The following is a 22,347-nucleotide window of genomic DNA, read 5'->3' on the forward strand; positions in this document are numbered from 1 at the left end:
GACACCCCGTGCCCCGGGCACCTGTCCGCTTCCCGCCGTCAGTCCGCCGCCCCGGCCATGTCCAGGACCGCCAGGTACCCGAACGCGAGACTCGAACCGATCGGGGTACCGGCACCGGGGTAGACCCGGCCCGACATCGCGGCCGCGGTGTTGCCCGTCGCGTACAGACCGTCGATCGGGGAGCCGTCCGGCCGCAGCACGCGTGCGTGCGTGTCGATCCGCAGCCCGCCCTTGGTGCCGATGTCGGACGGCACGATGGTCGCCACGTAGAACGGGGCCTGGTCGAGGGGCGGCAGCAGGGGGTTCGGCCACTCCGGTGACGGCTCGGCGGGGAAGTTCTGCCGGGGGTCGGCCGGGAACCCGACGACGTGCCGGAACATCTGGTCCCAGGGCGTCTCGCCCCGGTGGAACCTCTCGTCGACGCCGGTGGCCGCGTACCCGTTGAACTCCTTGACCGTGCGGTCCAGGGCGTCGAAGGGGACGTCGATCAGCCGCGCCAGTTCCTCCAGGGTGTCGGCCCTGCGCAGCGCGCCCGACTTCAGCCACTCCTCGACGGGCGGCGTGGCGGGCGGCCAGCCGATGCCGTCCCGGTCCAGCTGGCGCTGGTCGAACACCCAGTGGCAGGGGATGTGCCGTACGCCGCCGGCCCGGTGCCGGCGGAAGATCTCGTGCCCTGCCTGGTCGTAGGGGGACGTCTCGTTGACGAAGCGCTCGCCCGCGCCGTTGACCCAGATGCCGCCCCGGGTCCCGGTGTGGAAGACCGGCAGGCCGTCCGGGTGGACCAGCCCCGGCACGAACCAGGCCTCGTCGAGCAGGTCGGTGTCCGCGCCGACGGCGATGCCCGCCCGCAGGGCGTCACCGGTGTTCGCCGGGGCGCCGTCGGACCACTCCCCGGTGAGCGGGGACTGGTGTGTCTCGCGCAGCCCGCGGTCGCGCTCGAAACCGCCGGCCGCCAGCAGCACGCCCCGGGCGGCCCGGATCCGGACCCGTTCGCCCTCGTGCACGGCCTCGATGCCGACGACCCTGCCGTCCTCGACGACCAGGCTCTCCAGCGCGGTGTTCAGCCGCAGTTCGCCGCGGCCGGTCTCCAGGAACGCCGACAGGGCGCGGCCGATCAGCGCCCGCCCGCCGCTGAGCAGCGGGCCCTCGTCGAAGCCGAACCGCTCCGTGGGCAGCGAGTCACGCACCAGCGCCCGGCGCTCGCCGAGTTCCGCGACCTCGACCGGCGGTGGGAAGACGGTGTGCCCCGTGGGCGACGACCCCGGGCTCGCCGCGTAGTAGTCCGGCACCGGCCCGTGCACGAAGGACTGGAACCAGGTGTTCTGCTCCAGCTCGTCGATCAGCCGGCGCCCGGCCGCCAGGTACGCGTCCTGCAGCCCCTCCCGGGACGGGTCGTCGACGACCGCGCGCAGATACGACCGCGCCTCCTCGACGTCGGCCCCGAGACCGGCCCGGCTCAGCGGCGCCGAGCCCGGGAACCACAGGCCCGCGCCGGAGTACGCGACCGTGCCGCCGACCCGGTGGGTCTTCTCGACGACGAGCGTGCGCAGGCCGCGCGCCGCCGCCACGTACGCCCCGACCAGACCGCCGCCCGACCCCACGACGATCACGTCGTAGGCATCTTCGTTGATGCTCATCCGAACCTCCTGATGGGTGCCGAACTCGTTGGTGGGGGGAACCGCCCTTACGGGTGGGGACCGTGCTCGTGGCGGGGGACCGCGGGGCGAGGCCGGAACGAGGGCGCCCTCGTACGGCCATGGAGGCGCGACGGACCCGCGGCGGCCGGCCGCCCGGACGCCCTACGGCCCTGCGGGCGACGGTAATGAGCCAGCCTGAGGTCACTCCCGAGCCATCTCGCTCACCGAGACCACGCCCGCCGACTCCCCGCCGAACACCCGCCGTCCGCCCGCCGGTACCTGCACGGCGTGTGCCGGCTCGCGCCCTCCGCCCCGGAGTCCCGGTGAGCGGAAAGACCCCGGCGGTCCCACGGCGCGGCGGCACAGGCTGGAGGCCGGAACGAGTCGAGGACGGCGATGACAGACGTGTGGGAACCGACGGCGGTCGCGGACCGTGAGACAGCCGTGGCCGAGGCGGCCGCGCGCCTCGCCCGGGCGGCGAGCGACCGCAGACCCTGTGCGCCGGTACGGGATCTGCTCGGTCCGGACGACATCGGCCTCGCGTACGCCGTCCAGCGACGCGTCGTCGGCGCCCGGATCGCGGCCGGTGCCCGTGTCGTCGGCCGCAAGATCGGGCTGACCTCCCCGTCGGTGCAGCGTCAGGTGGGCGTCGACCGGCCCGACTTCGGCGTCCTGCTGGACGACATGGACGTCACCGCGCTGCCTGCCGTCCCCAGCGGCCGGCTGCTCCAGCCCAGGGCCGAGGCGGAGATCGCGTTCGTGCTCGCCGCCGACCTGGACACCGCCGACCTGGACCTGGCGCGGGTCCGTTCGGCGGTCGGGTACGCCGTGGCCGCACTGGAGATCGTGGACAGCCGGGTGGCCGGCTGGGACATCGCGATCACGGACACGGTCGCCGACAACGCCTCCAGCGGACTCTTCGTGCTCGGGCAACGGGCCGTCGGCCTCGACGAGTTCGAACCGCGGGACGTGACCATGCGGCTGCACGCCGACGGGAGGCTCGCCTCCGAGGGCGACGGCACCGCCTGCCTGGGCGATCCGCTCGCCGCGCTGCTGTGGCTGGCGCGCACCGCCCGGGAGTTCGGCGATCCGCTGCGCGCCGGGCAGGTCGTGCTCTCCGGTGCCCTCGGCCCGCTCGTCCCCACACCGCCGGGCACGACCGTACGGGCCGAGATGTCCGGCCTGGGCTCGGTGACCGCGGCCTTCACGCCCCAGGAAGCCTCCGAAGCCCAGGAAGCCTCCGACGCCCCGGAAGTCCCCCAAGTGCCCGCAGTCCCCGAAGCCCCCGAAGCCCCCGCAGTCCCCGAAGCCAAGGAACACGGATGACGAAGACCAAGGTGGCCGTAATCGGCTCCGGCAACATCGGCACCGACCTGATGATCAAGGTGCTGCGCCTCTCCGACACCCTGGAGATGGCCGCGCTGGTGGGCATCGACCCGGAGTCGGACGGCCTGGCGCGTGCGGCCCGGCTGAAGGTGCCCGTCACGCACGAGGGAGTGGACGGCCTGATCCGCATGGACGGCTTCGACGACATCGGCATCGTCTTCGACGCCACCTCCGCCAGGGCCCACGTCGAGAACGCCAAGAAGCTGGCCCCGTACGGCAAACGCCTGATCGACCTCACCCCGGCCGCCCTCGGCCCGTACGTCGTACCGCCGGTCAACCTGGACGAGCACCTCGCCAACGACGTCGAGAACCTCAACCTCGTCACCTGCGGCGGCCAGGCGACCATCCCGATCGTCCACGCGGTCAGCCGCGTCACCCCCGTGCCCTACGCCGAGATCGTCGCCTCGATCGCCTCCAGGTCGGCCGGACCCGGCACCCGGGCCAATATCGACGAGTTCACCGAGACCACGGCCGGCGCCATCGAGAAGGTGGGCGGTGCCCGCCGGGGCAAGGCGATCATCGTCCTCAACCCGGCCGATCCGCCGCTGATCATGCGGGACACCGTGTACTGCCTGACCGGCGACGCCGACCACGACGCGATCCGCGCCTCCGTCGAGGAGATGGTCGCGGCGGTGGCCGAGTACGTGCCCGGCTACCGCCTCAAGCAGCAGGTCCAGTTCACGCCGGTCACGGCCGACGACCCGGTGCACACCCTCCTGCCCGACGGCACCGCAGGTCGGCCGACCACCAAGGTCACCGTCTTCCTGGAGGTCGAGGGCGCCGCGCACTACCTGCCGGCCTATGCCGGCAACCTCGACATCATGACCTCGGCCGCCCTGCGCGTCGCCGATCGCATCGCCCGCCGCCCGACTTCCGAGGTGACCGAGTGACCCGCAGGCTCTACGTCCAGGACGTCACCCTCCGGGACGGCATGCACGCCGTCCGGCACCGCATCACCCCCGAGTTCGTGTCGAAGATCTCCGCCGCCCTCGACCGGGCCGGGGTGGACGCCATCGAGGTCGCCCACGGCGACGGACTGGCCGGCGGCAGCCTCAACTACGGTCCCGGCAGCAACACCGACTGGGAGTGGATCGAGGCGGCGGCCGACGCCGTCGAGAACGCCGTCCTGACCTCCCTCCTGCTCCCGGGCATCGGCACCGTCGCCGAACTCAAGCGCGCCTACGCCCTCGGCGTCCGCTCGGTGCGCATCGCCACCCACTGCACGGAGGCGGACGTCGCGGCCCAGCACATCGCCACCGCACGGGAGTTGGGCATGGACGTCGCGGGCTTCCTGATGATGGCCCACATGGCGCCCCCGCACGTCCTCGCCGAGCAGGCCCGGCTGATGGAGTCCTACGGCGCCACTTGCGTCTACGTCACCGACTCCGGCGGCCGGCTCACCATGGACGGCGTCCGCGACCGGATCCGCGCCTACCGGGACGTTCTCGACCCACAGACGCAGATCGGCATCCACGCCCACGAGAACCTCTCCCTCTCGGTCGCCAACTCCGTGGTGGCGGTGGAGGAGGGCGTCACGCGCGTCGACGCGTCCCTGGCCGGACAGGGTGCCGGCGCGGGCAACTGCCCGATCGAGCCGTTCGTCGCCGTCGCCAACCTGTACGGCTGGAAGCACGGCTGCGACCTGCACGCCCTCCAGGACGCCGCCGAGGAGCTCGTACGACCGCTGCAGGACCGTCCGGTGCGCGTCGACCGGGAGACCCTCACCCTCGGCTACGCCGGTGCCTACTCCAGCTTCCTGCGGCACGCCGAGGCCGCCGCCGAACGGTACGGCCTCGACGCCCGCACGATCCTGGAGGAGGTCGGCCGGCGTGGGCTGGTCGGCGGGCAGGAGGACATGATCGTGGACATCGCGCTGGACCTCACCCGGCACGGCTGACGCCCGACGGCACGCGACCGCTCTCCGGGAACACCTTCCCGGAGAGCGGTACGTTTTTCCCCGCGGAGTAAAATAGACCAATCGCTCCAATGAATCGGTGCACGACTCTTTCTCCGTGGCCGAGGGCATTGATAACTTGACGTCGGCGCCGAACTAGAATTGATTTCAGTTTGAGCAGAGAGGCACCGACGATGACGTCTGCCCTTCGCCTGAGCTCGCGTTCCGCCGAGGCCGACGGCCCCGCGCTGCCTCCGTCGATGATGGAGCGGGTCACGCTGATCATGGACCTCTTCGAACGTCCCCAGACCCATCTGACGCTCGAAGCGGTGTCCCGTCGGACCCAGCTGCCCCGGTCGACCACGCACCGGATTCTCGACCAGCTGGTGCGGCTGGACTGGCTGCGTCACACGGTGGCCGGATACACCCTCGGGTCGCGCGCGCTCGGCCTGGGAGGCCGCGAGATCGGCCACAGCGCGCTGCGCGCCGCCGCCGCACCGCACCTGCTGGACCTGGCGGTCAGGACCAGGATGGTCGTCCACCTGGCCGTGCTCGACGGACCGGAGATCTACTACCTGGACAAGGTGGGGGGCCGGGCGGCGGTGGACATCCCCTCGAAGGTCGGCGGCCGGGCGGTCGCGCACTGCACCGGACTCGGCAAGGCCATGCTCGCCTGGCTGACCCCGGAGGAGATCGACGCTCGCTGCGCGCCGGTGATGGAGCGCCGCACCCCGCACAGCATCGGCCGCCTCGACCAGCTGCACCGCGAACTCGGCCTGGTTCGGCGCCGCAACGGACTGGCGATCGACCGCGGCGAGTGCTTCCCCGACCTCGGGTGCGTCGGCCTCGCGCTGCGCGGACCCGAGGGCCCGGTCGGGGCGATCTCGGTGGTCGGGGACGGCCGCTCCCCGCTGGAGCTCGTGGCCCCGCTGGTGGTCGACGCGGTCCGGGCGGTGTCCGGGGAACTCTTCGAGACCGCGCATGGGGCGGAAACCGGGCTTGACCTCAAGTCCGGTTGAGTTTCTACGCTGGGCCGTGCCGATGCCGACCCGCCGGAGAGGAAACGACCATGAGGACGCTGGTGCTCGGAAGGACGCCCGCCAGGGTGACGGCGGTGCTCGCCACCCTGCACGCGGACGGCTTCGACGCGGAGGGGGTGAGCACCGACGAGGAGGCCCTGAAGCTCCTGGCGACCGAGGAGTTCGGAGTGCTGATCATCGGCGGGGGCGTGGGACCCGGCTCCCGCGCGGCGATCAAGGAGTTCGCGGCGGAACACCGGGTACGGCAGGTGATCGACGGCGCGCTGTCCGAACCGTTCGACGTCTACGTGCGCCGGGAGTTCGAGCCGCGGATCCGCAGGGCCGCCGCCGGGACGGACGCCCCCTGACCACCGGGACCACCGGCGCCCGACCGCCCTGCGGACCTGCGGAGTCACGGACTAGAGCGACCTGACCTGCTGCGCCTGCGGGCCCTTGGTGCCCTGCCCGATCTCGAACTCGACGCGCTGGCCCTCGTCCAGGCTCCGGTAGCCGTTGCCCTGGACCTCCGAGTAGTGCACGAACACGTCAGGGCCGCCGCCGTCCTGCTCGATGAACCCGAACCCCTTCTCCGCGTTGAACCACTTGACGCTGCCCTGAGCCATGCCTGTTTCCCTTGTCTCATCGCCACGACCCGAATCGTCGCGGACCGCGACCATTCATCCCCCTGAGCCGCGACGGGAAACCTCCTGCGGGCCACAATCACCCGGATGGCGGGCATCCTTCGACGGCCGGAGCGTGCGCGCCGGCCGTCGGCCGGGCGGCCGGTTCACCAGGCCGTCCAGCCCCCGTCCACGGTGAGGGTGGTGCCGGTGACGAAGCGGGCGGCGTCCGAGGCGAGGAACACCGCGGCGCCGCCCAGTTCCGTGGCATCGCCCACCCGGCCCAGCGGAGTCCCGCGGACGATCCGCTCGCCCCAGCGGCTGTCCAGCAGCCCGGAGCTGAGGTCGGTGTGGAAGTAACCGGGGGCCAGCGTGTTGACCCGGACCCCGCGATCGGCCCACTCCACGGCCAGCGCCCGGGTCAGGGCCTCGACCCCGCCCTTGCTCGCGGCGTAGGCGGCGATGCGCTCGAAGCCGGTGACGGCGTGCACGGACGAGACGTTGACGATCGATCCGGAGCGCTGCTCCAGCATCACCTTGCCGGCCTCGCGGCAGCAGTAGAAGGTGCCGGCCAGGTTCACGTCGACGACCTGCCGCCAGTCCTGGTCGGTGACCTTCTCGCTGCGGGTGAAGTGCGGGCTGATCCCGGCGCAGTTGACCAGCGCGTCAAGCCGGCCCGTCCGTTCGGTGATGCGCTCGACCGTCTCGCGCACGGCGGCGGAGTCGGCGACCGAGCCGGGCAGCGCCAGCACCTTGCCGCCGTGGCCGGTGAGTTCGGACTCCAGGGTGTCGAGATCGGAGGCGGTGCGCGCGGTCACGGCGACGGTGGCGCCGGCCTGGGAGAGGGCGACGGCGATGGCCCGGCCCAGCCCCTTCCCGGCGCCCGTGATCCACGCGGTCCTGCCGTCCAGGCGCAGTTCGGTGTTCACGTCGGTCATGGCTCAGCCCTCCGCGGGGACGTCGCGCAGCGTCCGCTTGAGGACCTTGCCCGAGGGGGTACGGGGCAGTTCGGCGACGAAGTCGAAGCGGGACGGCACCTTGAACCTGGCCAGCCGGGCCCGGCAGAACTCCCGGAGCTCCTCGGCCCCTGCCTTCGCGTCCGGCCGCAGCACCACGAACGCGCGCGGGACCTCGCCCCAGCGGGGATGCGTCAGGCCGACCACGGCCGCCTCCAGGACCGCCGGGTGCTCGTACAGCACCCGTTCCACCTCGGGCGTCGCGATGTTCTCGCCACCGGAGACGATCATGTCCTTCTTGCGGTCGTCGATGTAGAGGAAGCCGTCCTCGTCGAGGTGGCCGATGTCCCCGGTGTGGAACCAGCCGTCCCGCAGGGCCGCGGCGGTGGCCTGCTCGTCCCGCCAGTAACCGGCGAACACCTTCGGACCGCGCAGGGTGATCTCGCCGAGTTCGCCCGCCGGCGCCTCCCTGCCCTCGTCGTCGACGATCCTGACCCGGGTGTGCGGCACCGGGCGGCCCACCGAGCCCAGTTTCGACAGGGCGTGCTCACGGTCGAGGAAGGTGTCGCCGGAGACCGTCTCGGTCAGCCCGTAGGCGTCGGCGTACCAGGCGTTGGGGAACGCGGTCATGATGCGGCGCAGCACCGGCTCGGGGGTCTTCTCGCCGCCGCCCAGGACGAAGCGGACCGAGGTGGTGTCGTGACTGTCCCGGTCGGGGACCTCCAGGACCGCGTTGACCATGGCGGGCGCCAGCCACAGGTTGGTGACGCGGTGCCTCGGGATCGCCTCCAGGACCCCCACCGGGTCGAACCTGCGCTGCAGCACCACGGCGCCGCCCGCGTAGAGGGTCGCGAGGCCGGGCATGTCGAGACCGCCCACGTGGTAGAGCGGGCCGCACACCAGGGTGGTGTCGGCCGCGGTGAGCCCGAAGTGCACGATGTGCGCGAGGTTCTTGGCCTGCAGGTTCCCGTAGGTGATGCGCACGCCCTTGGGCCGTGAGGTGGTGCCGGAGGTGTACATCAGGCGCTGCAGGTCCTCGGTGCCGACGTCCACCGGATCCACGCGGGCCCCCCGGTGGCCGTCGAGCAGCGCCTCGTACCCCCTCCAGGCCCCCTCGGGCGGGCCGCCGACCAGGATCCGGTGCTCCAGGTCCGTCAGGCAGCCGGCACTGCGCTCCATCGCCGGCACGAACTCCGGCTCGGCGATGACGGCCCTGGCCTGGGCGTGGCCCAGGATGTACTGCCACTCCTCCTCGGAGAGCCGGTAGTTGAGCGGCAGGAACACGGCGCCGATCCGGCTCGCCGCGTAGACCAGTTCCAGGAACTCCGGCCGGTTGTAGAGGAGCAGGGCGACGACGTCACCGCGCCCGATGCCCAGTTCGGTCAGCCCGGCGGCCAACCGGTTGACGCGTTCGTGCAGCTGACGAACCGTCAGCGCCTGGTCCTCCTGTGCGACCGCCACGGCGTCGGGCCGCTGGGTCAGGTGGTAGTCGAGGATGCTCGCGAAATTGTGCACGGCTCACTCTCACTGTGTGGTGTTCGACGGCGACCGCGGCCGCCCCGGCTCAAGGGCAACCCGGGTCCCGACCGGTCGGTTGCCCGCACCGAAGATTTAGTGTACCCCTTGGTCTATAAAACTTGTTTCCGCACTTTACGACGGCACGAAGGCCTCGACAAGCGCTCCCGCGACTGCCGCTGCCGAAGCCGCCGGAATGTGCCGGAGCCGACGAGGAGGTGCCTGTGCCACGCATCCGCTTCGACCTCGACGGGCCGGTCGTCACGGTCCGCCTGGACAACCCGCCGATGAACGCCTTCGACTCCGCCCAGCGGGCGGAGCTCTCCGCCTGCGTCCGCGAACTCGCCGACGCCCCCGGCGTGCGGGCCGTGGTGCTCTACGGCGGAGAACGGCTGTTCGCGGCCGGTGCGGACGTGAAGGCACTGGCCGCGATGGGCCCCGAGGAGGTGCGGGGCTGGAACCGCGCCCTGCAGCGGACCTTCGACGAGGTCGCTCGCCTGCCGATGCCGGTCGTCGCCGCCCTCACCGGCTACGCCCTCGGCGGCGGCCTCGAACTGGCCCTCGCCGCCGACTACCGGGTGGCCGCCGACGACGCGCTCCTCGGCCAGCCCGAGGTCCAGCTCGGCATCATGCCGGGCTCCGGCGGCACCCAGCGCCTCACCCGCCTCATCGGCCCCTCCCGCGCGAAGAACCTCCTGATGACCGGCCGCCGCGTGGGCGCCGACGAGGCCCTGCGCCTCGGCCTCGTCGACGAGGTCGTCCCACCCGCCCACGTCCTCGACACCGCCCTCGCCTACGCCCACCGCCTCGCCGAGGGCCCGGCCGCCGCCCTGGAGGCGATCAAGGAGTCGGTGGACCACGGCGCCGACACGGCCCTCACCACCGGCCTCGCCCTCGAACGCGCCCTGTTCACCGGCGTGTTCGGCACCCAGGACGCCACCACTGGCATCCAGTCCTTCCTGGCCCACGGCCCGGGTCAGGCCCGCTTCGGGGAGCGCCCCGAAGGGGCGCGGGGAACTGCGCGACCAGCCCCCACGCCGCCGCAGCCGAAGAACAACACATGACCGCGCCGGCAGCGAAGCACTGACGACACGAAAGGGGTGCCCACCATGAAGGCACTGCGCTGGCACGGCGCACAGGACCTCCGCCTCGAAGAGGTCCCCGACCCTCCCGAGCCGGCCCCGCACGAGGCCGTCGTGGAGGTCTCCTGGTGCGGGGTGTGCGGCACCGACCTGCACGAGTTCCTCGAAGGCCCGCACATGATCCGCACCGGCCCGCACCCCCTCACCGGCGCCGAGCCGCCCCTCGCCCTGGGCCACGAACTGAGCGGCACCGTCGTCGCCCTCGGCACCGCCGTGCCCGGCATCGCGGTCGGCGACCGCGTCACCGCCGACCCCGTCTGGCGCTGCGGCGTCTGCTTCTGGTGCGCGCGCGGCGAGTACCACATCTGCCCGAGCTCCGGCTCCGTCGGCCTCGCCTCACCGGGCGGCTTCGCCGACCGCGTCACCGTGCCGATCGCCGGCCTGACCCGGCTGCCCGACAACGTCACCGACGAGATGGCGGCGGTCGCCGAACCGCTGGCCGTCGGCCTGCACGCGGTGACCCGCGCCGGGATACGGCCCGGCGACAACGTCCTGGTCGTCGGCGGTGGACCCATCGGCGTCGCCGTGGTCCTCGCGGCCCGGATCGCCGGTGCGGCCGGCCTCTACGTGAGCGAACCCCTCAAGGAGCGCCGGGAGATGCTCCTCGGCATCGGCGTCACCGAGGCCTTCGACCCGACGGAGACCGACGTGCGCCGCGAGGTGTTCCTGCGCACCGGCCGGATCGGCCCGGACGCCGTCATCGACGCGACCGGCGTGCCCCGGCTCGCCGCCCAGGCCGTCGCCACCGTCCGGCGCGGCGGCCGGGTCGTGCTCGCCGGAGTCGGCCACGGCAGCGTCGAGTTCGACATGGGGCAGCTCGTCTTCTACGAGCGTTCCGTGCTCGGCACGCTCGGCTACAACTTCGACATTCCCCGCGTGATCGACCTGATGAGCACCGGGCGCCTGGACGCCTCGGCGCTGGTCACCGGACGTTTCCCGCTCTCCGCGGGAGCCGGGGTCTTCGCGGACCTGGCCGCCGACCGGGCCCGCCACCTCAAGGTTCTGCTGACCCCGAAGGGATGACCGACATGGATTTCGACCTGCCCGAGGAGACCGTCGCCCTCAAGGAGATGGTCCGTGAGTTCGCGGCCAAGGAGATCACGCCGCACGCGGCCCAGTGGTCGGAGAACGAGGAGTTCCCGACCCAGGTCTTCACCAAGCTCGGTGAACTCGGCCTGATGGGCATGCTGGTGCCCGAGGAGTACGGCGGCGCCGGCTCCGACATGGTCACCTACGTGGCCGTGATGGAGGAACTCGGCGCCGCCGACCAGTCGGTGGCCTCCTCCTGGAACGCGCACTCGACCATCGCCACGCTGCCGCTGCTCGCCTACGGCACCGAGGAGCAGAAGCACCGCTGGCTGGCCCCGCTGGCGGCCGGCGAGGCCATCGGCGCCTTCGGTCTGACCGAGCCGGAGGCCGGTTCCGACGCGGCCGGCATCGCCACCACCGCCCGCCGGGCGGACGGCGGCTGGGTGATCAACGGCACCAAGATGTTCATCACCAACGCCGGTACCGACATCAGCCAGGGCGTCACCATCCTCGCCGTGACCGGCCGCGGCGACGAGGGACGCAAGCGGTACGCGACCTTCTACGTCCCGACCGGCACCCCCGGCTACACCGTCGGCCACAAGCTGAAGAAGCTCGGCTGGCACGCCATGGACACCCGGGAACTGGTCTTCGACGGCTGCTTCGTCCCCGACGACCACCTGATCGGCGAGGAGGGCGGCGGCCTGCGCCAGTTCCTCTCCGTCCTCGACAAGGGACGGATCAGCGTCGCCGCGCTCGGTCTGTCCCTGGCGAAGGCGGCGCTCGGCCTGGCGGTCAAGCACGCCACCGAACGGCACCAGTTCGGCCGTCCGCTGTCGGACTTCCAGGCCGTCGGCCACAAGATCGCCGACATGGGCACCGAGCTGGAGGCCGCCCGCTGCCTGGTCTACCGGGCGGCCTGGCTCGCCGACCAGGGGCGCCCGCACAGCACCGCGTCCGCGATGGCCAAGCTCTACGCCTCCGAGGTCGCCAACCGGGCCGCCTCCCAGGCCGTCCAGATCCACGGCGGCTACGGCTATGTCCGGGAGTCGGAGATCTCCCGCTTCTACGCCGACGCCAAGATCCTGGAGATCGGCGAGGGCACCAACGAGATCCAGCGCAATGTCATCGCCAGGGCGCTGGTCGCCGAGGCGTGAGCGGGTTCCCGCGGTGTGCGTCGGTACACCGCGGGACCGTCGTCCGTCAGCCGGCGGCGGGCACCTGCTCCCACTCGGCCTCCGGGTCGAGCGAAAGGCCGGGCCGCTCGCGCTTGAACGCCTCGGCCTGCTCCTCGACCCGCGGCAGGGCGTGGTCCGGCGCGCCGAACCCGCGGAACAGGGTCGCGCAGTACTCGCGGGACAGGAACGGCGCGTCCCACTGCCCCTCCGGCCGCACCCATTGGTAGGTGTGGTTGTGCAGGTTCAGGAACTGAAGGGTGGCCAGGCGCGGCGAGGTCTGCCGGAAGACGCCCTGCTGCATGGCCTCCGAGAGCAGTCCGGAGATCAGCTCCTCGAAGTCGGAGCGCTGCCCGAGCAGGGTCTTGAGCTCGTCGCCGCTCAGGCTGCGGTAGTCGTGCTCGTAGACCCAGATGTGGTCGAGCCGCCGGAAGATGATGGTCAGCAGCGACTCCGACAGGAGCCTGAGCCGCAGCAGGGGCTCCTCGTCCAGGTCCGCGATCTGGCGGGCACGGGCGAGCAGCGGCCCCATCACCCGGGACTGGATCTCGACCAGCAGGTTCTCCTTGGAACCGATGTAGTAGTACAGCGCTCCCTTGGCGAGACCGACCGCGCGCCCCAGGTCGTTGATGGAGGTCGCCGCATACCCCTGCTGTGCGAACAGCGAGGCCGCGATGTCGATGATCTTCTGGCGTCTGACCTCGAAACCCGGTCCATGGCCCGGCGGACGTGGCATGGATTCCTCTCCCCGCGTGATGTGACGACGTGTCGATTGAAACAGGCTCCCGGGCCCGCGTCGAACAGCCTTCGGCACATCCGGGGGAAGCGGACTCCAGGTGTCGTTCCAGTTTGCTAGACCAAACGGTACATTAAAACACGGAATACAGACGGCCCGGCCGTCTCTGTGAGCATTGCGAGGACGCGCATGACGCAGGCACCGCAGCACACCGGCTCCGCTCCCGCGGACGACCTCCTGGAAATGTACCGCCGTATGCGGCGCATCCGGCGCTTCGAGGAACGGGCGTCCGAACTGTACAAGGCGACGGAGATACCCGGCTTCCTGCATCTGTCCATCGGGCAGGAGGCGAGCGCCGTCGGCGCCTGCTGGCCGCTCACCGAGCGCGACGGCATCACCTCCACCCACCGCGGCCACGGCCACGTCCTGGCCAAGGGACTGGACGCCGCCCCGATGATGGCCGAACTGATGGGCAAGGACGCCGGCACCAACCGGGGCCGCGGCGGCTCGATGCACATCGCCGACCCCGGCCTCGGCATCTACGGCGCCAACGGCATCGTGGCCGCCGGACTGCCGATCGCCGGGGGCGTCGCCACGGCCGCCAAGCTGCGCGGCCGGGGCGACGTCGTGGTGGCGTTCTTCGGGGACGGTGCGGTCGCCCAGGGCATGTTCCACGAGGCCGTCAACCTGGCCGCCGTATGGGACCTGCCGGTCGTCTTCCTCTGCGAGAACAACCACTACTCCGAGTTCTCGCCCGCCGCCGAACAGCACCGCGCCACCCTCGCCGCGCGCGCCGCCGGCTACGGCATCGGTTACGAGCACGTCGACGGCAACGACGTGCTCGCGGTGAAGACGCTGATGACGGACGTGGTGGGGCGCCTGCGGGCGGGCGGCGGCCCGGTCCTGGTGGAGGCCGAGACCTACCGCTGGCACGGCCACTACGAGGGCGACCCCGAGCGCTACCGTCCGGCCGAGGAGGTCGCGGCCGCCAAGGAACGCGACCCGCTGGTCATCGCGCGCCGGCAGCTGGCGGCGGCCGGGGTGGCGACGGCCCTCGTGGACGCCGTCGACGAGGAGATCGGCAAGGAGATCGAGGCGGCCGTGCAGTGGGCCCGCGGCCTGCCGGAACCGGCCCCCGAGACGCTGTACGACTTCGTCTCCGCCCCGCGTCCCGCCGTACCCGAACCCGCCCCCGCCCAGGGGGAGGTCTTCCGCACGATGGACGCCGTACGCCTCGCCCTGGAGCACGAACTCAGCGCCGACCCGGACGTGTTCGTCGCCGGCATCGACGTCGGCGCGGGCGGCAACGTCTTCGGCCTCACCCGGGGCCTCGCCCAGGCCTTCCCGGGGCGGGTGCGGGACACCCCGATCAGCGAGAGCGCGATCATCGGCACGGCGGTGGGGGCGGCCATGGCCGGCATGAAGCCGGTCGTCGAGGTCATGTACATGGACTTCATCGGCGTCTGCCTGGACATGCTGCTCAACCAGGCCGCCAAGCTGCGCTTCATGACCGGCGGCCGGGCCGCCATGCCCCTCGTGGTGCGCACCCAGTTCGGCGCGGGCCGCTCCTCCGGCAGCCAGCACTCCCAGTCCCTGGAGGCGCTGCTCGCGCACATCCCCGGCCTGACCGTGGTGATGCCCGCCAACCCGGCCGACACCTACGGCCTGCTGCGGGCCGCCATCCAGGACCCCAACCCGGTGGTCTTCGTGGAGAACCGCCTCCAGTACGGCCTCAAGGGGCCCCGCCCGCCGGCCGACCACCTCGTCCCGCTGGGCCGGGCCAAGGTCGTCAGGGAGGGCACCGACATCACCCTGGTCTCCTGGTCGCGGATGGTCCAGGACTGCCTGGCCGCCGCGGAGCTGCTGGCGACCGAGGGCGTGAGCGTCGAGGTGGTCGACCTGCGCACCATCGCCCCGCTGGACCGCGAGACCGTCCTCGCCTCCCTCGCCAAGACCAACCGGCTGGTCATCGCCCACGAGGCGGTACGGGACTTCGGCGTCGGCGCGGAACTGTCGGCGCTCGCCGTCGACGAGGGCTTCTGGCACCTGGACGCGCCCGTCACCCGGGTCGCCCCGCCGCCGATGCCGGCCCCCTACACGCCCGCGCTGGAACGGCTCTGGCTGCCCTCGCGCGACACCATCGCCGACACGCTGCGGCGGATCGCGGCGGTGTGAACCACGGGCCGCACGACGCATGACGAAGGGGTGCCCCCGGGATCCGGTCCCGGGGGCACCCCTTCGTCATGGTGTGTGTGCTGCGTGGTGTCCGCCGCCGGCCCGACTTCGTCGGCAGGACAAGGGAGGGGCCGGCGGCGGTCCGGCCGTGACCGTGGATCAGACGGTCGCGACCGGGGTCAGCGGACTGCCCTGCGTACCCGGCAGGTTCAGCGGGGGAGCGGTGAGCAGGAAGCGGCTGCGGTTGTGCTCGCGCAGCCAGGCCGCCAGGTCGTGCAGGTACCAGAGCTCGCCGAGCGGGACGCCCAGCTTGAACAGGCACAGGTGGTGGATCGGGAGCAGGGTGTGGCGGCCCTGGGCCTGGGTGACGCCCACGCCCTCGACCGCGTAGTTGTCGGAGATCAGCGCCGACATCTGCGAGTCGGCGATCCACTTGAGGATGTCCGGGTCGTCCGCGTCGAGGTAGGCGGCGGTCTGGTGGATCGCCACCGGGTCCGGGTCCTTGTTCCAGGCGAGCACCTGGGTGGCGAAACCGGTGTGCAGCAGCACCATGTCGCCGGGCTCCACGGTCACGTTGTCCGCGGCCATGATCTCCTGGAGCTGCTGGTAGCTGACGGCCTGGTAGCCGGTGCCCAGGTGGTGGGCGATGTCGATGAGGACGCCGCGGCCCTGGACGCCGTGCTCGGCCATCTTCTCCAGGCCGAGGTGGCGGGCGAAGCTGACGCTTCCGCTGCCGTCGCCCTTGGCGTCCTCCCGCGGCCCCACCAGGTCGGTGCCGGGGCGGAAGCCGTTGTAGTAGACCGGCTCGGCCTCGCCGTCGCCGTCGGCGTCGAACTCGGCGCCCTGGTGGGCGAGGGAGTCCCACTGGGTCGAGTACTGCAGCCAGAGGGTCACCACGTCGTCGGACCAGACGTCGATCAGGGACGGGTCGATCTGGTCGCGCGCGACGACGTTGTAGAAGACGTCCTGGTTGTGCGCGAGGTCCTCGGTGGGCTTCAGGATCGGCGGGTACCGCCGCTGGTTGAGGGCGGTCCCGCCCGGATAGTCCAGCGGCAGGCTCAGGCTGAAGGTGACCCCGTGCTCCACCTCGCGCACGCCCTGGAGCACCTTCTCCGCGGTCAGCAGGTTGATGCGTCCGAGTTCGTCGTCCTCGCCGAAATCTCCCCACGTCGATCCCGGCGGCCGCTGCTTCCAACGCTTCGTCACGATAAAAACCCTCCTTGGGCGACGGTCCCCGTCGACGGTCGTGGCCGCATGCTATTTCTAATAGACCGAGTGGTCAACTAGTGAAGCGGCTTGGAATTTGGGCTTCATATTGCCTGCTTCGATCAATAGACTGACTGGTCGAAACGTCTACCGCTTGGAGAGGCAATGAGCGAATCCACACCGGCGTGGGTCGCGGCCGGGGTCCGTGCCGTGATCGGCGCGCACACCCAGGCCCAGGACACCGGCCGCACCGACGACATCGTCGCGCTGTACGCGCCCGACGGGATCCTGGAGCTGCCCGGCATGGACCCCGTGCGGGGCCACGACGCCCTGCGCGAGGCCTTCAAGGGCTGGGCCCCCACCCAGCCGCAGCTGCACCTCGTGGGCAACACCGTCGTCACCGCCTCCGGGCCCGACGAGGCGACCGCGTCCAGCGACGTGGTCTTCCACCTGCGAGGCGAGTCGGGCTGGGCGCCGCAGGTCGTCGGCCACTACGAGGACACCCTGCGGCACGTCGACGGCACCTGGCTGATCCAGCGGCGCGTGACCGTCTTCCAGGCGTAGTCCGCCCCCGTCCGCTCCCACCCTTCGCCACTGCTGAGAGAAGAAGACACATGACCATCTCCGCCGAAGAAGCCCTGGCCGGCGTGCAGTCCGTCATCGCGGCCTACGCGCACGCCATCGACGCGGGCGACGCCGGCACCGTCGCCGACCTGTTCACGCAGGACGGCGTCTCCGAGATCGCCGGCCAGGGCACCTTCCAGGGCCGTGCGGCGATCCGCGAGGCCTACGGCGCCTTCAAGCCGCAGGCCCCGCAGCTGCACCTCGTCGGCAACACCGTCCTCACCTCGCCCCCCGGCGAGGAGGTGACGGCCACCAGCAACCTGGTGTTCTACGCACGCGGCGAGCAGGGCTGGGCCGTCCAGCTCGTCGGGAGCTACGAGGACACGGTGGCCCTCGTGGACGGGGCGTGGCAGTTCCGCAAGCGGGTCACGTCCTTCCAGTGACCCGGCAGCGCCGAGCGCCCGTGCCGCCGGTCCCGCCCCGTGACGGGACCGGCGGCACGGGCGCCGCCGTGTTCAGCCCCGCTGCTCCGCCTTGGCGAAGGAGAACGCGGGGAAGTCGTTCTCCACGGACTCGTTGATCAGCTCCTGGAGCTTCCACCGGCCGGTCGGGTTCAGCAGCTGCTTGATCGCCTTGCCGGGGATGTTCGCCCCGTAGAAGTAGCTGCTCTTGAGGAAGGAGGACTGGCCCTCGCTGTCGTTGACCAGGTTCGTCCACTCCTCCTCCGCGGCCGCGGTGACCGCGACGACGTCGTGACCGTGGTTGCGGGCGTGCGCGAGCACGTCCATCACGTAGTCGACCTGGTCGCCGGAGTAACGCGGGTTGTTGCCGAGCGCGCCGTGCGGTCCGCCCGGGAAGAAGAAGTTCGGGAAGCCGGCGGTCACGACGCCCAGGTACGTCGACGGGCCGTCCGCCCAGTGGTCCTTCAGTGCGAGCCCGTCGCGGCCCCGCACGCCCAGCCGGTTCAGGGCGCCGGTGCCGAAGTCGTAGCCGGTGGCCCAGATGATGATGTCGGCCTCGTGCACGCCCTCCGCGGTCTCGATGCCGGTCTCGGTGATGCGGACGATCGGCGTCTCGTTGATGTCGACGAGGTGGACGTTGGGCTTGTTGTACGCCTCGTAGTACCCGGTGCCGAACGGGGGCCGCCGGCCGCCGTAGCCGTGCCCCTTGGGGATCAGCTTCTCCGCCGTCGCCGGGTCCTTGACGATGGAGCGGATCTTGGCGGCGATGAACGCGCAGAACTCCTCGTTGACCGTGGGGTTGGTGGTCATGTCGTAGTAGTGCTCGGAGAGCTTGGTGAAGCCGGGGCTGTTCCACTTCTGCTCGTAGAACTCCTGCCGCTGCTCCGGGGTGTCCTCCAGGCCCGAGCGCATCGTGATCTGGTGCAGGAACCCGCTCACCGAGGTGTTGAGCGTGTCGCGGATGGACTCGAAGTTCGCCTTCAGGTCCGCCTGCTCCTCGGCCGTGATCGGCCGGTTGTTCAGCGGCGTGAGCCAGTCGGCGACCTTCTGGTACACCGTGACGGAGGCCACCTCGTCGGCGATCGCGGGGACGATCTGGACCCCGCTGGAGCCGGTGCCGATCTGGGCCACCCGCTTGCCGGCGAAGTCCACCGGCTCTTTCGGCCAGCGGCCGGTGTGGTGCTGCTCGCCGCGGAAGTCCGAACGGCCCGGGATGTCCGGGATGAACGGCACCGAGAGGATGCCGGTCGCCGCGACCACGAACCGCGCCCGGCGCTCCGTGCCGTCCTCGGTCCGGACGGTCCAGGTGCCCGCCGGCTCGTCCCAGACGGCCGAGGTCACCTTGGCGCCGAAGGAGATGTGGCGGCGCAGGTCGAACCGGTCGACCACGTGGTTGAAGTACCGCTCGATCTCCGGCTGGCCGGCGAAGTGCTCCGACCACTCCCACTCCTCCCACAGCTCCTTGGAGAAGAGGTAGCCGTACGTGTAGCTCTCGGAGTCGAAGCGGGCCTGGGGGTAGCGGTTCCAGTACCAGGTGCCGCCCACACCGGTGCCGGCCTCGATCAGCTGCGCCGAGAAGCCGGCCTCGCGGGCCCGGTAGAGCTGGTAGATGCCGGTGACACCGGCACCGATCACGAGTACGTCGACCACGCCCTGCTCAGGTGCCTGCGCCTGGGCGCCGGTCGCTGCCTCCGGCACCTTCGTCGATTCGCTCATCTGCCCTCCAACGTGACAGGGGCCGCTGCTCCCGCGTGCGCCTTGAATGATGTTTCGACCAGTCGGTCGAATATTCAGGCCGAGCGTAGGGGAGGGGATGGGCCCGATCAATGGTCCGGGGGTGCGGGTTTCGGGCTTCCCCCGGAGATCGCGCCGCACGGCGGGCTTGGTCCGCGGCGCGGACGGCCGGATCGGCGCGATGGATTGATTGTACCGACCGTTTGAATTAACTTTCGCTCAGGCGAACCGCACAATGTCGTGGCAGAGGAGTCGCACATGACGACCGAGGACGTCCAGGAACCCATCACCGCGGGGCCCGGGACCACCGCCGATCTGCGAGCCGACGGCTGGAAGGCCATGCGCGCGGCCCTGCCCGGGGTCTTCCCGGAGGGGGAGGTCGACCTCCGCGACGGCCGTCTCGGGGAGGAACTGGTCGACATCGGCCTGACCAGCGTCTGGGGCGCGATCTGGGCCCGCGAGGGGCTCGCGCCCCGGGACCGCAGCCTGGTCACGCTCGGCCTCCTGATCGCGCTGGGCGCCGAGACCGAGCTGAAGACACACGTCCGGGTCGCGCTGACCAACGGACTGACCAAGGACGAGATCGCCGAGGTCATCTACCACTCCGCCGGCTACGCGGGCTTCCCCCGCGCGGTGGGGGCCCGCACCGCGGCGCGCGAGGCGCTGGGCGAGTGACGGGCGCCGTACGGCACCACCCGTCTCCGGCACACCGCACGCACCAGGCACACAAGGAGCACGCATGACACTGCAGGGAAAGGTCGCGGTCGTCACCGGCGGCGCCCGCGGCATCGGACGGGCGATCGCGGTCGTCCTCGCCTCGCGCGGCGCGGCGGTCGCCGTCTGGGACCTGAACGCCGAAGGCGCGGAGAAGACCGTGGCCGAGATCCAGGAGGCGGGCGGCACCGCGATCGCCGTGGCCGGCGACGCAGCCGACGCCCCGGCCGTCGCCGCCGCGGCGGCCCGGACCCGCGAGGAACTGGGCGCCGTCACGATCCTCGTCAACAACGCCGGGACCACGGCCTACGTACCCTTCACCGGGATCACCGAGGCCGCCTGGGACCGCATGATCGGCATCAACCTCAAGGGGCCGTTCCTGGTCACCAAGGAACTGGTGCCGGACATGCTGGCGGCCGGCTGGGGGCGGATCGTCAACATCTCGTCCTCGTCCGCGCAGACCGGCGCCCCCGCCATGGCCCACTACGCGGCCTCCAAGGGCGGCGTCATCGGCCTCACCCGGGCCCTCGCGATCGAGTACGCCGACAAGGGCATCACCGTCAACCACGTCCCGCCGGGCTTCATCGACACCCCACTGGTGCGCGAGGGGCCGGTCGACGTCGAGGCGGCCGCGGCGACCATGCCCATGAAGAGGGCCGGGCAGCCCGAGGACATCGCCTACGCGGTGGCCTACCTCGCCTCCGAGGAGGCCGGTTACGTGACCGGCCAGAGCCTCAGCGCCAACGGCGGGCGCTACCTCGTCTGAGCCCCGCCGCCGCACGACCGGCACGTTCGCGGTGTCCGTGTCTTTATGTGGATCGAATTGATTCTGTCGACCGGTCGGTCTATTTTTCAGGGACGGACACCGCACCACAGACCCAAACGGAGTCACGCATGACGATCGACGACATCACCAGGGGGAACACGGCCCGCGAGGTGCTCGCATGACGGCCCCCGGCCGCGTGCTGGTGGTGGGCGCCTCCGCGTCCGGACTGACCACCGCGGAGGCGCTGCGGCGCAAGGGGTACACCGGCGCCCTCACGGTGCTCGGCGACGAGCCGCACGCGCCGTACGACCGCCCCCCGCTGTCCAAGCAGGTACTCGCCGGGGAGTGGGAACCCGACCGGGCGGTGCTGCGCACCGAGGACGTCCTGTCCACGCTGGACGCCGAGTTCCTGCTCGGCGACCCGGCCGTCGCACTGGACCCGCCGACCCGCACCGTGCGCACCGAGTCCGGCCGCGAACTGTCCGCCGACGCCGTGGTGATCGCCACCGGCGTTCGGGCACGGCGGCTGCCCGGCCAGGACGCGCTCGCCGGGGTGCACGTGCTGCGCACCCTCGACGACGCCCTGGCGCTGCGCAAGGACCTGCTCGCGGGCCGGCGGCTCGTGGTCGTCGGTGAAGGCGTCCTCGGCTCCGAGATCGCGGCCACCGCGTGCAAGCTCGGCCTGGACGTCACCCTGACCGGCCCCCTCGACGCGCCCATGGCGCTGCAGGTGGGCCCGCTGGTCTCCGGCGTCCTCGCCGACCTGCACACCGAACGCGGCGTCCGGCTGCGCCTCGGCAACGGCGTCACCGGGCTCACCGACGACGGCGCGGGCCGGGTGGCGGGCGTCCGGCTCGGCAGCGGCGAGACGCTGCCGGCCGACGTGGTGGTCGTCGCGATCGGCGCCGTCCCGGCCACGGACTGGCTCGCGGACAGCGGGCTGCGGCTGGACAACGGCGTGCTCTGCGACACCCGTTGCCGGGCCGCGGACGGCGTCTACGCCGTCGGCGACGTGGCCCGCTGGCACCACGAGTGGCTCGGCCGCCCGGTCCGCCTGGAGAACCGTACGAACGCCACCGAACAGGCCATGGCGGTGGCCGCGGCGATCCTAGGCGACGACCGGCCGTACGCGCCGGTCCCGTACTTCTGGACGGACCAGTTCGACGCCAAGCTCCAGGTGCACGGCTTCCTGCCGTCCGAGGCCGAAGTCGACGTCGTCGAGGGCGATCTGACGGCCCGTCGCTTCGTCGCCCGCTACCGGCTGGACGGCGTCGTCACCGGCGTCCTGGGCTGGAACATGCCCAAGCAGGCCCGGATGCGCCGACAGGAGATCGTCGACGCCTTCCGTACCCCCGCCCCCACCCCCTGAACGAGCTGGAGAGATCCCATGAAGGTTGTCGTCGACGAGGAGAAGTGCGTCGCGGCCGGACAGTGCGTGGCCGCCGCCATGGACGTGTTCGACCAGCGCGAGGACGACGGCATCGTCGTCGTGCTCAACGAGAACCCGCCCGCGGAACTGGCCGACGAGGTCCGCAACGCGGCCGCGGTCTGCCCGGCGCTCGCCATCCGCATCGAGGAATAGCCCCTCCCGGGCTCGCTCCTTCCCCCCACCCCAACACCG

At 71.6% G+C, this 22,347-nt stretch carries 22 protein-coding genes; 15 read left to right on the plus strand and 7 right to left on the minus strand.

What is annotated here, in order from left to right:
- Positions 1 to 38: 38 nt before the first annotated feature.
- Positions 39 to 1,637, minus strand: a complete 1,599-nt coding sequence (locus ACIQVL_RS31065) for an FAD-binding protein (protein WP_403476983.1) — start codon at positions 1,635 to 1,637, stop codon at positions 39 to 41.
- Positions 1,638 to 2,033: 396 nt separating this feature from the next.
- Here ACIQVL_RS31065 and ACIQVL_RS31070 point away from each other — a divergent pair, with 396 nt between their 5' ends.
- The 5 genes from ACIQVL_RS31070 (at position 2,034) to ACIQVL_RS31090 (ending at position 6,304) form a co-directional block, all read left to right on the plus strand.
- Positions 2,034 to 2,963, plus strand: coding sequence for a 2-keto-4-pentenoate hydratase (locus ACIQVL_RS31070; protein WP_403476984.1), 930 nt, complete (start codon positions 2,034 to 2,036; stop codon positions 2,961 to 2,963).
- Positions 2,960 to 3,913, plus strand: a complete 954-nt coding sequence (locus tag ACIQVL_RS31075; protein WP_403476985.1) for an acetaldehyde dehydrogenase (acetylating) — start codon at positions 2,960 to 2,962, stop codon at positions 3,911 to 3,913. The genes ACIQVL_RS31070 and ACIQVL_RS31075 overlap by 4 nt, the downstream gene beginning before the upstream one ends.
- Positions 3,910 to 4,920 (plus strand): 4-hydroxy-2-oxovalerate aldolase, encoded by a 1,011-nt coding sequence (dmpG, locus tag ACIQVL_RS31080; RefSeq protein WP_403476986.1) that lies wholly within the window; start codon positions 3,910 to 3,912, stop codon positions 4,918 to 4,920. Before ACIQVL_RS31075 ends, dmpG begins: the two co-directional genes overlap by 4 nt.
- 257 nt (positions 4,921 to 5,177) lie before the next feature.
- The gene (locus ACIQVL_RS31085; protein WP_403438932.1) at positions 5,178 to 5,936 is read left to right on the plus strand and encodes an IclR family transcriptional regulator; all 759 of its coding nucleotides are present in this window, start codon (positions 5,178 to 5,180) and stop codon (positions 5,934 to 5,936) included.
- Positions 5,937 to 5,986: 50 nt separating this feature from the next.
- The gene (locus ACIQVL_RS31090; protein ID WP_403476987.1) at positions 5,987 to 6,304 is read left to right on the plus strand and encodes a hypothetical protein; all 318 of its coding nucleotides are present in this window, start codon (positions 5,987 to 5,989) and stop codon (positions 6,302 to 6,304) included.
- Positions 6,305 to 6,355: 51 nt separating this feature from the next.
- Here the strand turns inward: ACIQVL_RS31090 and ACIQVL_RS31095 are convergent, their stop codons facing one another.
- The 3 genes from ACIQVL_RS31095 to ACIQVL_RS31105 form a co-directional block, all read right to left on the minus strand.
- The gene (locus ACIQVL_RS31095; protein ID WP_362596413.1) at positions 6,356 to 6,559 is read right to left on the minus strand and encodes a cold-shock protein; all 204 of its coding nucleotides are present in this window, start codon (positions 6,557 to 6,559) and stop codon (positions 6,356 to 6,358) included.
- A gap of 164 nt (positions 6,560 to 6,723) precedes the next feature.
- Positions 6,724 to 7,494, minus strand: a complete 771-nt coding sequence (locus ACIQVL_RS31100) for an SDR family NAD(P)-dependent oxidoreductase (RefSeq protein WP_403438779.1) — start codon at positions 7,492 to 7,494, stop codon at positions 6,724 to 6,726.
- Between the two features lie 3 nt (positions 7,495 to 7,497).
- Positions 7,498 to 9,027 carry a long-chain fatty acid--CoA ligase gene (locus tag ACIQVL_RS31105; protein WP_403476988.1) on the minus strand — a complete coding sequence of 510 codons (1,530 nt, stop codon included), beginning with the start codon at positions 9,025 to 9,027 and terminating at the stop codon, positions 7,498 to 7,500.
- 224 nt (positions 9,028 to 9,251) lie between these two features.
- On the opposite strand from ACIQVL_RS31105, the gene ACIQVL_RS31110 reads away from it, so the two are divergent.
- From ACIQVL_RS31110 to ACIQVL_RS31120, 3 genes are read left to right on the plus strand one after another with little or no spacing between them, the layout of a single operon-like run.
- Positions 9,252 to 10,091, plus strand: coding sequence for an enoyl-CoA hydratase/isomerase family protein (locus tag ACIQVL_RS31110; RefSeq protein ID WP_403438774.1), 840 nt, complete (start codon positions 9,252 to 9,254; stop codon positions 10,089 to 10,091).
- A 45-nt stretch (positions 10,092 to 10,136) separates the two neighbouring features.
- Entirely contained in the window at positions 10,137 to 11,192 is a 1,056-nt protein-coding gene (locus tag ACIQVL_RS31115; RefSeq protein ID WP_403438772.1) for a 2,3-butanediol dehydrogenase, read from the plus strand.
- Positions 11,189 to 12,352 carry an acyl-CoA dehydrogenase family protein gene (locus tag ACIQVL_RS31120; protein WP_403438771.1) on the plus strand — a complete coding sequence of 388 codons (1,164 nt, stop codon included), beginning with the start codon at positions 11,189 to 11,191 and terminating at the stop codon, positions 12,350 to 12,352. The genes ACIQVL_RS31115 and ACIQVL_RS31120 overlap by 4 nt, the downstream gene beginning before the upstream one ends.
- A 46-nt stretch (positions 12,353 to 12,398) precedes the next feature.
- On the opposite strand, the gene ACIQVL_RS31125 is transcribed toward ACIQVL_RS31120, so the two are convergent.
- Positions 12,399 to 13,106, minus strand: a complete 708-nt coding sequence (locus tag ACIQVL_RS31125) for a TetR/AcrR family transcriptional regulator (protein WP_403438770.1) — start codon at positions 13,104 to 13,106, stop codon at positions 12,399 to 12,401.
- A gap of 189 nt (positions 13,107 to 13,295) precedes the next feature.
- Here ACIQVL_RS31125 and ACIQVL_RS31130 point away from each other — a divergent pair, with 189 nt between their 5' ends.
- Positions 13,296 to 15,281, plus strand: coding sequence for a pyruvate dehydrogenase complex E1 component subunit beta (locus tag ACIQVL_RS31130; protein WP_403476989.1), 1,986 nt, complete (start codon positions 13,296 to 13,298; stop codon positions 15,279 to 15,281).
- A 159-nt stretch (positions 15,282 to 15,440) separates the two neighbouring features.
- On the opposite strand, the gene ACIQVL_RS31135 is transcribed toward ACIQVL_RS31130, so the two are convergent.
- Positions 15,441 to 16,487, minus strand: coding sequence for a cyclase family protein (locus ACIQVL_RS31135; RefSeq protein WP_403438766.1), 1,047 nt, complete (start codon positions 16,485 to 16,487; stop codon positions 15,441 to 15,443).
- 165 nt (positions 16,488 to 16,652) lie between these two features.
- Between ACIQVL_RS31135 and ACIQVL_RS31140 the strand changes: the two genes are divergently transcribed.
- Positions 16,653 to 17,051, plus strand: a complete 399-nt coding sequence (locus ACIQVL_RS31140) for a nuclear transport factor 2 family protein (protein ID WP_393814109.1) — start codon at positions 16,653 to 16,655, stop codon at positions 17,049 to 17,051.
- Positions 17,052 to 17,101: 50 nt separating this feature from the next.
- The gene (locus tag ACIQVL_RS31145; RefSeq protein WP_403438761.1) at positions 17,102 to 17,494 is read left to right on the plus strand and encodes a nuclear transport factor 2 family protein; all 393 of its coding nucleotides are present in this window, start codon (positions 17,102 to 17,104) and stop codon (positions 17,492 to 17,494) included.
- 72 nt (positions 17,495 to 17,566) lie between these two features.
- Here the strand turns inward: ACIQVL_RS31145 and ACIQVL_RS31150 are convergent, their stop codons facing one another.
- Positions 17,567 to 19,228, minus strand: coding sequence for a flavin-containing monooxygenase (locus ACIQVL_RS31150; protein ID WP_403476990.1), 1,662 nt, complete (start codon positions 19,226 to 19,228; stop codon positions 17,567 to 17,569).
- A gap of 276 nt (positions 19,229 to 19,504) precedes the next feature.
- Between ACIQVL_RS31150 and ACIQVL_RS31155 the strand changes: the two genes are divergently transcribed.
- From ACIQVL_RS31155 to ACIQVL_RS31170, 4 genes are all read left to right on the plus strand, one after another.
- The gene (locus ACIQVL_RS31155) at positions 19,505 to 19,921 is read left to right on the plus strand and encodes a carboxymuconolactone decarboxylase family protein (RefSeq protein WP_403438755.1); all 417 of its coding nucleotides are present in this window, start codon (positions 19,505 to 19,507) and stop codon (positions 19,919 to 19,921) included.
- 64 nt (positions 19,922 to 19,985) lie between these two features.
- Complete coding sequence (locus ACIQVL_RS31160; RefSeq protein WP_403438752.1) at positions 19,986 to 20,726, plus strand: SDR family NAD(P)-dependent oxidoreductase; 741 nt, start codon at positions 19,986 to 19,988, stop codon at positions 20,724 to 20,726.
- Between the two features lie 178 nt (positions 20,727 to 20,904).
- Positions 20,905 to 22,095: an NAD(P)/FAD-dependent oxidoreductase gene (locus ACIQVL_RS31165; RefSeq protein ID WP_403476991.1), complete on the plus strand. Its 1,191-nt coding sequence runs from the start codon at positions 20,905 to 20,907 to the stop codon at positions 22,093 to 22,095.
- A gap of 18 nt (positions 22,096 to 22,113) precedes the next feature.
- Entirely contained in the window at positions 22,114 to 22,308 is a 195-nt protein-coding gene (locus tag ACIQVL_RS31170; protein WP_266423071.1) for a ferredoxin, read from the plus strand.
- Positions 22,309 to 22,347 lie beyond the last annotated feature (39 nt).

The sequence above is a fragment of the Streptomyces sp. NPDC090499 genome, from assembly GCF_044769305.1.
Lineage (GTDB): Bacteria > Actinomycetota > Actinomycetes > Streptomycetales > Streptomycetaceae > Streptomyces.

Bases quoted from the DNA above. Each gene is read 5' to 3' on its own strand.
- ACIQVL_RS31065 (WP_403476983.1), bottom strand. From the start codon at position 1,637: ATGAGCATCAACGAAGATGCCTACGACGTGATCGTCGTGGGGTCGGGC.
- ACIQVL_RS31070 (WP_403476984.1), top strand. From the start codon at position 2,034: ATGACAGACGTGTGGGAACCGACGGCGGTCGCGGACCGTGAGACAGCC.
- ACIQVL_RS31075 (WP_403476985.1), top strand. From the start codon at position 2,960: ATGACGAAGACCAAGGTGGCCGTAATCGGCTCCGGCAACATCGGCACC.
- ACIQVL_RS31085 (WP_403438932.1), top strand. From the start codon at position 5,178: ATGATGGAGCGGGTCACGCTGATCATGGACCTCTTCGAACGTCCCCAG.
- ACIQVL_RS31090 (WP_403476987.1), top strand. From the start codon at position 5,987: ATGAGGACGCTGGTGCTCGGAAGGACGCCCGCCAGGGTGACGGCGGTG.
- ACIQVL_RS31095 (WP_362596413.1), bottom strand. From the start codon at position 6,559: ATGGCTCAGGGCAGCGTCAAGTGGTTCAACGCGGAGAAGGGGTTCGGG.
- ACIQVL_RS31100 (WP_403438779.1), bottom strand. From the start codon at position 7,494: ATGACCGACGTGAACACCGAACTGCGCCTGGACGGCAGGACCGCGTGG.
- ACIQVL_RS31115 (WP_403438772.1), top strand. From the start codon at position 10,137: ATGAAGGCACTGCGCTGGCACGGCGCACAGGACCTCCGCCTCGAAGAG.
- ACIQVL_RS31120 (WP_403438771.1), top strand. From the start codon at position 11,189: ATGACCGACATGGATTTCGACCTGCCCGAGGAGACCGTCGCCCTCAAG.
- ACIQVL_RS31125 (WP_403438770.1), bottom strand. From the start codon at position 13,106: ATGCCACGTCCGCCGGGCCATGGACCGGGTTTCGAGGTCAGACGCCAG.
- ACIQVL_RS31130 (WP_403476989.1), top strand. From the start codon at position 13,296: ATGACGCAGGCACCGCAGCACACCGGCTCCGCTCCCGCGGACGACCTC.
- ACIQVL_RS31140 (WP_393814109.1), top strand. From the start codon at position 16,653: ATGAGCGAATCCACACCGGCGTGGGTCGCGGCCGGGGTCCGTGCCGTG.
- ACIQVL_RS31145 (WP_403438761.1), top strand. From the start codon at position 17,102: ATGACCATCTCCGCCGAAGAAGCCCTGGCCGGCGTGCAGTCCGTCATC.
- ACIQVL_RS31150 (WP_403476990.1), bottom strand. From the start codon at position 19,228: ATGAGCGAATCGACGAAGGTGCCGGAGGCAGCGACCGGCGCCCAGGCG.
- ACIQVL_RS31155 (WP_403438755.1), top strand. From the start codon at position 19,505: ATGACGACCGAGGACGTCCAGGAACCCATCACCGCGGGGCCCGGGACC.
- ACIQVL_RS31160 (WP_403438752.1), top strand. From the start codon at position 19,986: ATGACACTGCAGGGAAAGGTCGCGGTCGTCACCGGCGGCGCCCGCGGC.
- ACIQVL_RS31165 (WP_403476991.1), top strand. From the start codon at position 20,905: ATGACGGCCCCCGGCCGCGTGCTGGTGGTGGGCGCCTCCGCGTCCGGA.
- ACIQVL_RS31170 (WP_266423071.1), top strand. From the start codon at position 22,114: ATGAAGGTTGTCGTCGACGAGGAGAAGTGCGTCGCGGCCGGACAGTGC.